Annotated in this window: 13 protein-coding genes; 11 read left to right on the top strand and 2 right to left on the bottom strand. The window is 65.5% G+C overall.

The genetic code is table 11. The annotated features are described in order from the left end of the window. Positions 1–160 precede the first annotated feature (160 nt). The 5 genes from JQ507_26835 (at position 161) to JQ507_26815 (ending at position 3,412) form a co-directional block, all read left to right on the top strand. Positions 161–1,528 carry a YXWGXW repeat-containing protein gene (locus JQ507_26835; GenBank protein ID QRI68505.1) on the top strand — a complete coding sequence of 456 codons (1,368 nt, stop codon included), beginning with the start codon at positions 161–163 and terminating at the stop codon, positions 1,526–1,528. Between the two features lie 86 nt (positions 1,529–1,614). After that, a complete protein-coding gene (locus tag JQ507_26830; protein ID QRI68504.1) occupies positions 1,615–1,797 on the top strand; it encodes a hypothetical protein in 183 nt (60 codons plus the stop codon). Positions 1,798–1,919: 122 nt separating this feature from the next. Then, complete coding sequence (locus JQ507_26825; GenBank protein ID QRI68503.1) at positions 1,920–2,822, top strand: J domain-containing protein; 903 nt, start codon at positions 1,920–1,922, stop codon at positions 2,820–2,822. Beyond that, positions 2,819–3,094, top strand: a complete 276-nt coding sequence (locus JQ507_26820) for a MerR family transcriptional regulator (GenBank protein QRI68502.1) — start codon at positions 2,819–2,821, stop codon at positions 3,092–3,094. The genes JQ507_26825 and JQ507_26820 overlap by 4 nt, the downstream gene beginning before the upstream one ends. Before the next feature lie 93 nt (positions 3,095–3,187). Next, positions 3,188–3,412, top strand: a complete 225-nt coding sequence (locus JQ507_26815) for a hypothetical protein (protein ID QRI68501.1) — start codon at positions 3,188–3,190, stop codon at positions 3,410–3,412. Positions 3,413–3,416: 4 nt separating this feature from the next. On the opposite strand, the gene JQ507_26810 is transcribed toward JQ507_26815, so the two are convergent. Both JQ507_26810 and JQ507_26805 read right to left on the bottom strand, forming a co-directional pair. Next, positions 3,417–3,650: a hypothetical protein gene (locus tag JQ507_26810; protein ID QRI68500.1), complete on the bottom strand. Its 234-nt coding sequence runs from the start codon at positions 3,648–3,650 to the stop codon at positions 3,417–3,419. Positions 3,651–3,714: 64 nt separating this feature from the next. Beyond that, a complete protein-coding gene (locus JQ507_26805; GenBank protein QRI68499.1) occupies positions 3,715–5,448 on the bottom strand; it encodes a Kef family K(+) transporter in 1,734 nt (577 codons plus the stop codon). A gap of 114 nt (positions 5,449–5,562) precedes the next feature. Between JQ507_26805 and JQ507_26800 the strand changes: the two genes are divergently transcribed. The 6 genes from JQ507_26800 (at position 5,563) to JQ507_26775 (ending at position 11,861) form a co-directional block, all read left to right on the top strand. Then, complete coding sequence (locus tag JQ507_26800) at positions 5,563–6,228, top strand: HAD family hydrolase (protein ID QRI68498.1); 666 nt, start codon at positions 5,563–5,565, stop codon at positions 6,226–6,228. A 9-nt stretch (positions 6,229–6,237) separates the two neighbouring features. Then, complete coding sequence (locus JQ507_26795; protein ID QRI68497.1) at positions 6,238–7,191, top strand: sugar-binding transcriptional regulator; 954 nt, start codon at positions 6,238–6,240, stop codon at positions 7,189–7,191. 386 nt (positions 7,192–7,577) lie between these two features. Beyond that, positions 7,578–8,891 (top strand): sugar ABC transporter substrate-binding protein, encoded by a 1,314-nt coding sequence (locus tag JQ507_26790; GenBank protein QRI68496.1) that lies wholly within the window; start codon positions 7,578–7,580, stop codon positions 8,889–8,891. A 239-nt stretch (positions 8,892–9,130) separates the two neighbouring features. Further along, positions 9,131–10,003 carry a sugar ABC transporter permease gene (locus JQ507_26785; GenBank protein QRI68495.1) on the top strand — a complete coding sequence of 291 codons (873 nt, stop codon included), beginning with the start codon at positions 9,131–9,133 and terminating at the stop codon, positions 10,001–10,003. 4 nt (positions 10,004–10,007) lie between these two features. Then, a complete protein-coding gene (locus JQ507_26780) occupies positions 10,008–10,838 on the top strand; it encodes a carbohydrate ABC transporter permease (GenBank protein QRI68494.1) in 831 nt (276 codons plus the stop codon). 15 nt (positions 10,839–10,853) lie between these two features. After that, positions 10,854–11,861 (top strand): ABC transporter ATP-binding protein, encoded by a 1,008-nt coding sequence (locus JQ507_26775; protein ID QRI68493.1) that lies wholly within the window; start codon positions 10,854–10,856, stop codon positions 11,859–11,861. Positions 11,862–11,869 lie beyond the last annotated feature (8 nt).

Here is an 11,869-nt window from a genome sequence, read left to right as displayed (position 1 = left end):
ATGAATGGCAGCGCGCGTGCGTTTCCAATCGCGTCGATGCGTTTCAGGCTCGTGTAAGGTCAAGCAGCTAGCGATGAAGTATGTCGGTGCGTTGCCGATGCGCGGAACTTTTGTTCCGGCTGTTACGTTAACGGGCTCGTGCTCATCGAAGAGGCTCCCAATGACCACTCGTCTCCTTTCGACCGTGTCGTGTGCAGCGATTGCCACGGCGCTGTTCTATGTCTCCGCCGTGCCGGCAATCGCGCAGGACGCGGCATGTGCGCCGGTCTCCGCGGTCGACACCGCGCCGCCGCCGCTGCCGACCTACGATCAGCCGCCGGTTCCCGGGCCCGGCTACATGTGGTCGCCAGGCAATTGGTCGTGGGACGAGGATCGCGGCGATTACTACTGGGTCCCGGGCACCTGGGTGCAGCCGCCGCGGGTCGGACTGTTGTGGACCCCCGGTTATTGGGGCGCGTTCGGCGGCGGCTTCATTTTCCACCAGGGCTATTGGGGCGAGCGCGTCGGATTCTACGGTGGCATCAATTACGGCTTCGGCTACGGCGGTTCGGGCTACGAAGGCGGCCGCTGGGATCACGGCAACTTCTTCTACAATCGCACCGTGAACAATCTGCAGGGCGCGCAGATCACCAACGTCTACGAGAAGAACGTCACGATCAACCAGACCACCGTCAACAACGTCAGCTACAATGGTGGCCGCGGTGGCATTGAAGTGCGGCCGACGCCTGCCGAGCGCGCGGTCGCCAACGAACAGCATTTCGCGCCGACACCGTTGCAACGCAAGCAGGTCGAGACCGCGAGCCAGGATCCGAGCCTGTTCAAGCGCGCCAACAACGGCGTGCCCGCCGTCGCGGCGACGGCGCGTCCCGGCGAGTTGAAGGGACCGGGCGTGGTCCATGCGCGGCCGGCCGGCGAGGCGGTGCCCGCCACCGCTGCAAAGCCGGCAGCGGGGGAACCGGCACGGCCGGGGGCTGCAGCCGCCGCGCCGGCGGAGTCCCATGCGCTCCCGGTCCCGGGGAAGGAGATTCCTCCCGCCCAGCAGAACAAGCCCGCGGCCGAGGAGAGACGCGCAACCACTGCTCCGGAGACCAAGCTTGAGCCGCATCCGGCAGCGCCTGCGCCTGCCGGGTCTCATGCGCTTCCGGCACCTGAGAAGGGCGTCGCGGGGCATCCACCGGCCGAGGCGAACAAGCCTGCGGTCGAAGAGAAGCGCGCGGCGCCCGCCGCCGAGCCCAAGGTCGAGCCGCGTCCCGCAACGGAAGCTGCGCATCCCGCCGTGCAGGAGAAGCGACCCGAGGAAGTGCGCCGGGAAGAGCCGCGGCCCGAGCCGGCCGCGAAGCCCGTCGCGCGGCCGGAGCAGGCAGCAAGGCCCGAACCGCGGCCGGAGCCTGCGGCGCGGCCCGAGGCACATCCGCAGCAGGCGGCCCGGCCAGAGCCGCACGTCCAGGCCCCGCCCCATGTTCAGGCGCCGCCGCGTCCCGCGCCCGCAGGTCATCCTGCGGAGGAGAAGCGGCCGGAGCAACACTGAGCCATGATCGCGCTCCGCCGGCTCGTTCCGGCGGAGCGCGATATCTGTTTTGCCCGCGCGCAAGCAATCATCACTGGAGATCGGTCATGGCACAGAGTCACGGTGGCGACGGACAGCTCGACGACGGCAAGCCCCGCCTCAGCGAGGACGATATGCAGCGGGCCCTGCTCGGGCCGAGAGGCGTGCCGGGCAAGCCGGACACCGCCAAGATGACGCCGCAGCAGGAAAAGAACATGCCGAAATATCTGGATCCCGGGCATACCTCGTAGCGGCTGCGATCTGAGTACATGCCGCGTCGCCTGTTGCGGAGCGACGAGCGAGCGCACTTGCAAATCGCCCGCTTTTGCGCCCTCATGATCGCAGGTGCACTCACGGTGTTGCGGAGCTGGTTGTGAGAAATCCGTACGAGGTCCTTGGCGTTGCCCCGACGGCGTCTGCGGCCGACATCCAGAAAGCCTATCGCAAGCTGGCCAAGAAGCTGCACCCGGATCTCAATCCGGGCGACAAGGCTGCCGAGGACAAGTTCAAGGAAGTCGCCGCTGCGAACGATCTGCTCGGCGATGCCGACAAGCGCAGGCGCTTCGACGCCGGCGAGATCGACGAAAGCGGCGCCGAGCGGCCGCAGCACCGCTACTACCGGGATTTCGCCACCGCGGATGCGGGGCATCCTTATGCCGACAGCTCCGGCTATGCCGACTACATGGACCAGGACGACGCCTTCGCCGAGTTGCTCCGGCGCACCGAGCAGGCGCGCGCCAATCGGCGTGGCCACGACCTGCACTACAGCCTCGTGATCGACTTCGCCGAATCGATCGCCGGTGCGAGCAAGCGGCTGACATTGCCCGACGGCGGCACGCTCGATGTGACGATCCCGCCGGGCCTCATCGACGGCCAGGTCATCCGCCTGCGCGGCAAGGGCATGCCCGGCAGCGGCAAGGGTGGCCCCGGCGATGCGCTGATCGAAGTCGATGTCCGCCCCGATCCGCGCTTCACCCGCGACGGCGACGACATCTCGCTGGAATTGCCGATCTCGCTGTCGGAAGCCGTGCTCGGCGGCAAGGTCAACGTTCCGACGCCGACCGGCGCCGTGACCATGACGGTTCCAAAGGGCTCGAACACCGGCACGACCATGCGGTTGCGCGGCAAGGGCGCGCCCAAGGTCGGCGGCGGCCACGGCGATGAACTCGTCAAGCTCAAGGTGGTCCTGCCCAAGGGACCCGATCCCGCGCTCGAGGCGTTCGTATCGAACTGGGATCGCAAGGGCTTCAATCCGCGCGAGGACGGTGCACCATGAACAAGCAGCAATTCCTCATCGATGCGGGTCTCGAGGTGCAGACCCTGGAATTCTGGATCGAGCAGCAATGGCTGGTTCCGGAGCAGTCCGCTCACGACGTCAGCTTCTCCGACACCGATGTGGCGCGCGCGCATCTGATCAGGGACCTCAAGGGCGATTTCGGCGTCAACGACGAGGGCGTCGACGTCATCCTGCATCTGGTCGATCAGCTGCATGGCTTGCGCCGTGCGTTCGAAGAATTGCACAAGGATATCGCGTCATCGCCGCGCTAGTCCATGATCCGGAAAGTGCGAAGCGGCTTTCCGAAAAGATCATGCTCAAACAACAAGCTCGTCTGAGTCGAACGTCAGACCCGGGAGACGATCATGACGGACAAGCCGACGCCGCTGGCCCATGGCGAGATCGACGTTCTCATCCTGCAGGCATTGGTGCGCAAGCTGATCGCAAAGGGCGTGCTGACGCCGGACGACGTCCGCGCGATGCTGTTCGAGGCGGCGAAGAATCTGGACCTCGTCGGCAGCGAGCTGACCACGGAAGCCGCCAACATCATCGTGCAGGAAGATCTGGCGCCGGCGTTTCTTGGCGGTTGAGCCGTCAGGTCTGGCCGCTGCGGCTGGAGACCAGCCGGATCCTTGTGACCTGGCCGGCATTGCCGGCGAGATAGGCCTGTGCGTCGCGGACCAGCCGCTCCACCCCGGCCGCATCATAGCTCGGATGACGCGTGTTCAGATGCAGGTCGGTCTCGATCTGCATGACGTTCGTCGTCGCCTGCGCGTCGATCTCGATCGAGAACGACACCAGCGAAACGTGCGGGCTCTTGAACGCCATCTGTGATCTCCATTTGTCGTGTTATCGCGCGCAAGGCCTCGGCATCACCGCGTGCGCCGTGACCTCAGGCTGCGGAATCTTCCCTGGCGGCCGGCGCATGTTGCGTGCCCACGGCTGCGTGTCCCCGGTCGAGCTCCTCGATCATACCACGGGCGATCTCGCGCTCGCCCATGATCACGATGTCGGCCCCGAGCCCCTTCAGATGATCGACCTCGGCGTCGGAATGCGCCCGCGCGATGATCTGGATGCCGGCATTCGCTGCGCGTGCCTGCTCGACGATCTGTCCGGCCTCGAACGCCTCGGGAATGGCGATGACCAGCGACCGGGCGCCGGCCGGATTGGTTGCACGCAGCACGCTGGCGCGGGCGGCGTTGCCCATCAGGGCCTCGATGCCGCGCTGCTTGAGCTTTGCCACCATGTCGTCGGACGCCTCGACCGCGAGGAACGGCGCGTTGCGCTGGTGCAGGGCGTCGCCGACGATGCTGCCGACCCGGCCGTAGCCGACCAGGATGGTGTGGTCCTGCAAGTCCGTGACCGGGATCGGCTCCGCGGTTGCGGCCGTCGGCGAGGCGGTCTGCGGCATCTCGAGCCGGGCCGTCAGCCAATCGACCACCGCGAACACCAGCGGGTTGAGCATGATCGAAAAGATCGCGCCGGCCAGGATCAGGTCGCGGCCGGCCTTCGGCAGCAGGTTGAGCGCGACGCCGAGCTCGGCGAGGATGAAGGAGAATTCGCCGATCTGGGCGAGGCTCGCCGAGATCATCAGTGCGGTCGCCATCGGATGACGGAACAATACGACGATCAGCAGCGCGGCGAGCGACTTGCCGACCACGATGACGAACAGGGTCGCTGCGAACGGCCAGGGCTCGCGCACCACGCTGAGCGGATCGAACAGCATGCCGACCGAGACGAAGAACAGCACCGCGAAGGCGTCGCGCAGCGGCAGCGTCTCCTGCGCGGCGCGCTGGCTGAGCGGCGATTCCCGCAGCATCATCCCGGCGAAGAAGGCGCCGAGCGCCAGCGAAACCCCGAACAGCTTGGTCGCGCCGAACGCGATGCAGAGCGCGATCGCGAGCACGGTCAGGCGGAACAGCTCGCGCGAGCCGGTGTGCGCGATGTAATGCAGCACCCATGGGATCAGCCGGCGTCCGACCACAAGCATCAGCGCGATGAACACCGCGATCTTGACGAGAGTGAGCGCAACCACGCCGGGCAGCCCGAGGCCGAAGCGGGTGGCAAGCGGATCGGAGGCGAGCGCCACGCCTTCGCCGCTCTGGAAGCTCGCCACCGCCGGGAACAGCACCAGCGCCAGCACCATGGCGAGGTCTTCGACGATCAGCCAGCCGACCGCGATCTTGCCGCGTTCGGTGTCCATCAGGCGGCGCTCCTGCAGCGCGCGCAACAAGACGACGGTACTTGCGACTGACAATGCCAGTCCGAACACCAGGCCCGCGCCGACGGTCCAGCCCATCAGGAGCGCCAGGCCGAGCCCCAGCAGCGTGGCGACCGCAATCTGCGCGATCGCGCCAGGCACCGCGATCGCGCGTACCGACAGCAGGTCGTTCAGCGAGAAATGCAGGCCGACGCCGAACATCAGCAGGATGATACCGAGCTCGGCGAGCTCGGTGGCGAGCGCCTGATCGGCAACGAAGCCGGGTGTGAAGGGACCGACGGCGACGCCCGCGAGCAGGTAGCCGACCAGTGGCGGAACCCGAAAGCGCTGGGCGATGGTTCCGAAGACGAAGGCGAGGCCAAGGCCCGCGACGACGGTCGCGATCAGAGGTGTGTCATGCGGCATTTCGCCTTGTCGCACAGCATCCTCGGCGGTGCACCGCGACCATTTGAGGCGCGGCATTCCGCGCGGGAATCGTGATCTATTGCTCATCATGTGAGCATATGATCTCATGGCGGAATGGATCCGCGGCTTCCCGAGACCGATCTGGTCATCTTCGACTGCGACGGTGTGCTCGTCGACAGCGAGGCGTTGAGTTGCCGCTGCCTCGCCGAGGCGATGGTCCGGGCCGGCATCGAGATCAGCACGGAGCAGGTGCTAGAACTCTTCCTCGGGCGCAGCACCGCGGCCCTGGTCGACTATTGCCGGGGCGTGGGAAAGCCATTGCCCGCGACGTTCCTGCCTGAACTGGCGCTGGATGTGCGCGAGACCTTCCGCGCCCGGCTCAAGCCGATTGCCGGCATCGCGGCGGTGCTTGCGGAGTTGCGGCTGCCATATTGCGTTGCTTCGTCGAGCGATCTCGAGCGGGTCAAATTCTCGCTGGAGCTGACCGGCCTTGCGCCGAGCTTCGGGCAACGGCTCTACACCGCGCAAATGGTCAAGCAGGGCAAGCCGGCGCCGGATCTGTTCCTGCATGCGGCAAGCGCGATGGCAGCCGACCCGCGCCGCACGCTGGTGATCGAGGACAGCGTCAGCGGGGTGACGGCCGCGAAGGCCGCGGGCATGAAAGTGTGGGGATTTGTCGGCGGCGCCCACTACCGCTTGGCGGACGGCAGTGCTCTGCTGCGACAGGCGGGAGCGGATCGAATCTTCGCCGCGATGGCTGATTTCTGGATGGAAGGCTGACACGGCACGATGGTTGCGCCCGACAACGAAAAGTCCCGCCTCGACGATGCGGCGCGCGCCGGCTGGCTGTACTTCATCGCCGGGCACACCCAGGATGAAATTGCAAAAATGCTGCAGGTGTCGCGGGCTTCGGCGCAGCGCCTTGTGTCGCTCTGCCTGGCGGAGCGGCTGATCACGTTTCGTCTCGAACACCCCATTGCGGCCTGCATGGAGCTCGCCTCCCGTCTGAAGGCGCGGTTCGATCTGGTGCATTGCGACGTCGTGCCGACTGATCCAGCGGCGCCGCTGTCGAATGCCGGAATTGCCGAGCGCAGCGCCAATCTGCTGGAGATGACGCTGCGCTCGGAAACGCCGGTCATCGTCGCGCTCGGCACCGGCCGGGCGGTACGCGCGGCGGTCGAGCGCGTCTCGCCGATCGAGCGGCCCGATCACCAGATCGTCTCGCTGGTCGGCAACATCTCCGCCGACGGCTCGGCGAGCTTCTACGACACGGTGGGCCGGCTCGCCGACCGCACCGGTGCGCGTCACTACCCGATGCCGCTGCCGTTTTTGATGTCGAGCGAGGACGAGCGCAACCGCATGGTCCGCATCGATCCGATCGCGCGGGTGAGGGCGGTCGCCGCCAAGGCCGATCTGCGGCTGATCGGCATCGGCCAGATGGACCAGAAGGCCCAGGTTCATGTCGACGGCTTCGTCACCCGCGAGGAGCTGCTGGAGATGATGCGGCTCGGTGCGGTCGGCGAGGTGACCGGCTGGGCCTACGACGCCAAGGGCCGCCTGATCAAGGGCGGCACCAACAAGCGCCTGACCAGCATCCCGCCGCAGATCCCCGCGGTCTCGACCACGATCGCGGCCGCCGTCGGCGTCGCCAAGGTGCCGTCGATCAAGGCGGCATTGGCGGGACGGGTGATCAACGGCCTGATCACCGACGAGGCGACGGCGCGCGCCGTGCTGGATCGCTAAGAGGTAGATAATCGAATCGGGCCATGCACTGCACTTTACCTCGCCCCGCTTGCGGGGAGAGGTCCGGAATGCATCATCAGATGCATTCCGGGTGAGGGGGAGCCTCCACGCATTCCTCTGGCTCCGTATGCGCCGAGAGAGCCCCTCACCCCAACCCTCTCCCCGTAAGAACGGGGCGAGGGAGCGCGGTCCCGCTGCGGCGCAATTAGCCCTAGCTTCCTGGCGCTCAACGCCCCGTTCGCTTCCGCAACAACTCCATTGCAGCGTGCAATGGAACTCGCCATCGCGCGGGACGGCGCACCCGCGCGCTTGACAAATTTTAACGACGGGATGAACATACGCTCAACACGTGGGCATATGCTCAACGTGACATAAGGGAGGTTACCTTGAAAAACGTCCTTTGCGCCGTTGCGGGCGCGGCTGCGCTTTTGATCTCTGCCCCCTCGATCGCCCAGACCACGCTGACGGTGGCGACCGTCAACAACGGCGACATGATCCGCATGCAGGGGCTCACCAGCGAATTCACCGCGAAGAATCCGGACATCACTGTCAAATGGGTGACGCTCGAGGAGAACGTGCTGCGCCAGCGCGTGACGACCGACATCGCGACCAAGGGCGGTCAGTTCGACGTGCTGACCATCGGCACCTATGAGGTGCCGATCTGGGCCAAGAAGAGCTGGCTGGTGCCGCTCGACAAGCTCGGCGCCGATTACGACGTCAATGACCTCTTGCCCAAGATCCGCGACGCGGTCTCGGTCGACGGCAAGCTCTACGCCGCGCCGTTCTACGGCGAGAGCTCGATGGTGATGTACCGCACCGACCTGTTCGACAAGGCCGGCCTGAAGATGCCGGACAGCCCGACCTGGGATTTCGTGGTCGATGCGGCGAAGAAGCTGACCGACAAGTCGGCCGGCGTCTATGGCATCTGCCTGCGCGGCAAGGCCGGCTGGGGTGAGAACATGGCGTTCCTGACCGCGATGTCGAATTCGTTCGGCGCGCGCTGGTTCGACGAGAAGTGGGAGCCGCAGTTCAACTCGCCGGAATGGAAGAAGACGTTGACGACCTATGTCGACCTGATGAAGCAGGCCGGCCCTCCCGGTGCGTCTTCCAACGGCTTCAACGAGAACCTTGCTCTGTTCAACGCCGGCAAATGCGCGATGTGGATCGACGCCACGGTGGCGGCATCGTTCGTGACCAACCCGGCGCAATCCACGGTCGCCGGCAAGGTCGGCTTCGCGCTGGCGCCGAACACCGGCCTCGGCAAGAACGCCAACTGGCTGTGGGCATGGAGTCTCGCCATTCCCGCCGGCTCGAAGAAGGTCGATGCGGCGGAGAAGTTCATCGCCTGGGCGACCAGCAAGGATTACTCCAAGCTCGTCGCGTCGAAGGAAGGCTGGTCCAACGTGCCTCCGGGAACGCGGACCTCGCTGTATCAGAACCCCGAATATCTGAAGGCGGCGCCGTTCGCCAAGATGACCCTGGCCTCGATCGATGCGGCTGATCCGAGCCACCCGACCGTGAAGCCGGTGCCGTATGTCGGTGTGCAGTATGCGGCGATTCCGGAGTTCCAGGGCATCGGCACCGCGGTGGGCCAGCAATTCTCGGCCGCGCTCTCGGGCTCGAGCACCGTCGACGCAGCGCTCGCTGCGGCCCAATCCTCGACCGAGCGCGAAATGAAGCGGGCGGGCTACATCAAGTAGCGCAAACAGATAGCCTCGACGCGATCTGATCGGCGTCGCGGCCCTTCGACCAGCTCAAGACCTCCCGAGCTGGACCACTCGCGACCATCCTGTCCCGCAGCGGGATGGTCGCTCCTTTCCCTAAAGCATGATCCGGAAAAGTGCGAAGCGGTTTTCCGAAAAGATCATGCTCAAACAAAGAGCCAAAGCGCGATGACGATTCAACCAAATATCATCGCGCTTTAGAGAAGGAGGCGGGGATGGCGACCCAGCAGACCCAACTGCTCGCACGCACGCTGCTCACGCCGGCCGTGGCGCTGCTGTTCATCTGGATGATCGTGCCGCTGGCGCTCACGATCTACTTTGCGACGCTGCACTACAATCTGCTCGATCCCGGCTCCGAATCGTTCGTTGGCTTAGAGAACTTCCGCTACTTCCTCACCGATCCGGCCTTCCTCGCCTCGCTGCAGAATACCTTGGTGCTGGTCGGCTCGGTGCTCGCGATCACGATCATCCTCGGTGTGCCGCTGGCGCTGTTGCTCGACCAGCAGGTGGTCGGGCTCTCGATCGTCCGCCTGATGGTAATCGCGCCATTCTTCGTGATGCCGACGGTGAGCGCGCTGGTCTGGAAGAACCTGTTGATGCATCCGGTGTCAGGCCTGTTCGCCTGGATCGCGCATCTATTCGGTCTGCCGGCGATCGACTGGTTCAACGATGCGCCGCTGTTCGCGGTGATCCTGATCATCTCCTGGCAGTGGCTGCCGTTCGCGACCCTGATCCTGCTCACCGCGCTGCAATCGCTCGACGAGGAGCAGAAGGAGGCGGCCGAGATGGACGGCGCGAGCGCGATCTCGACCTTCATCTACATCACGCTGCCGCACCTGGCGCGCCCGATCACGGTGGTGATCCTGATCGAGACCATCTTCCTGCTCACGGTATTCGCAGAGATTTTCGTCACGACAGGCGGCGGGCCCGGCCTGCAGACCACCAACATCGCCTTCCTGATCTATTCGCAGGCGCTGATCCAGTACGACGTCGGCAGCGCCTCGGCGGGCGGCCTGGTCGCGGTGGTGCTCGCCAACATCGTCGCGTTCTTCCTCGTTCGCATCGTCGGCCGCAATCTGGAGGCGTAACGTCATGGCGCGGATGGTCACGACACGGCGCAAGGTGATCTCGACGGCAGCCGCCTGGCTGGTCGGCTTCCTGATCTTCTTCCCGATCCTGTGGATGGTGCTGGCGAGCTTCAAGACCGAACTCGAGGCGTTCGCGATTCCGCCATCGTTCCTGTTCTTCCACTGGACCACGGAGAACTACGTCACGGTGCAGGAGCGCAGCGATTATTTACACCATGCGCTCAACTCGATCATCATTGCAGGGGGATCGACCCTGATCGCGATGCTGATCGCGATCCCGGCGGCATGGTCGATGGCGTTCTCGCCGACCAAGCGCACCAAGGACGTGCTGCTCTGGATGCTGTCGACCAAGATGATGCCGCCGGTCGGCGTGCTGGTGCCGATCTACCTGATCTTCCGGACCGTCGGCCTGCTCGACACCCGGACCGGCCTGGTCTTCATCCTGTGCCTCGGCAATCTGCCGATCGTGATCTGGATGCTGTTCACCTATTTCAAGGAGATCCCGAAGGACATCCTGGAGGCGGCGCGGATGGACGGCGCCACGATCGGCCGCGAGCTGATCTACGTGCTGACGCCGATGGCGGTGCCGGGGCTCGCCTCGACCCTGCTGCTCAACCTGATCCTGGCGTGGAACGAGGCATTCTGGACGCTCAATCTGTCGACGCTGGAGGCCGCGCCGCTCACCGTGTTCATCGCATCCTATTCCAGCCCGGAAGGCTTGTTCTGGGCAAAATTGTCGGCGGCGTCGACGCTCGCGATCGCGCCCATTCTCGTGCTCGGCTGGTTCAGTCAGCGGCAGCTGGTTCGCGGCCTGACCTTCGGCGCGGTCAAGTAGCAGAAAGGCTTTTTCATGGGTCAGATTACGCTGCAGGGTGTGCAAAAATCGTTCGGGCCGGTCCACATCATCAAGGGCGCCGACCTCGATATCGCGGACGGCTCCTTCGTCGTGTTCGTCGGCCCATCCGGCTGCGGCAAGACCACGCTGCTGCGGCTGATCGCGGGGCTCGAGGACGTGACCGGCGGCGCCATCCTGATCGACGGCCGCAACGTGGTCGACGTGCCACCGGCCAAGCGCGGGCTGTCGATGGTGTTCCAGTCCTACGCGCTCTATCCGCATATGAGCGTGCGCGGCAACATCGCGTTCGGCCTGAAGATGGCCGGCATGGCCAAGGACGAGATCAACCGCAAGGTCGAGGCCGCCGCAGCGACCCTCAACCTGACGCCCTATCTCGACCGCAAGCCGCGCGAGCTCTCCGGCGGCCAGCGCCAGCGCGTTGCGATCGGGCGCGCCATCGTGCGCGAGCCGAAGGCGTTCCTGTTCGACGAGCCGCTGTCGAACCTCGATGCCGCGCTGCGGGTGCAGATGCGCCTCGAAGTGACGCGCCTGCAGAAGCAGCTCGGCACCACCGCGATCTACGTCACCCACGACCAGGTCGAGGCGATGACGATGGCCGACAAGATCGTGGTGCTGAACGGCGGCAAGATCGAGCAATACGGCTCGCCGCTCGAGCTCTACGAGAAGCCGGCAAACCTGTTCGTCGCCGGCTTCATCGGCTCGCCGAAGATGAACTTCGTCACCGGCGAGCTGGCAAAGCAGCAGGGCGCCGCCACCATCGGCGTGCGGCCCGAGCATTTGAAGGTCGAGCGCGACGGGCAGGGCGGCTGGCACGGCACGGTCGCCGTCGCCGAACATCTCGGCAGCGATACGTTCCTCTATGTCGATGCGGGGCCGCAGGGGATGCTGACCGCGCGCTATATCGGCGAGCTCGATTTGCATCCGGGCGACAAGGTGTCGCTGATCCCGGATCCGGCGCGCATCCATCGTTTCGACGACAGCGGCAAATCGATCCACGCGTAAGGAAGAAG

This window comes from Bradyrhizobium sp. PSBB068 (assembly GCA_016839165.1).
Lineage (GTDB): Bacteria > Pseudomonadota > Alphaproteobacteria > Rhizobiales > Xanthobacteraceae > Bradyrhizobium.
This window is presented reverse-complemented; position numbering and strand designations above follow the sequence as displayed.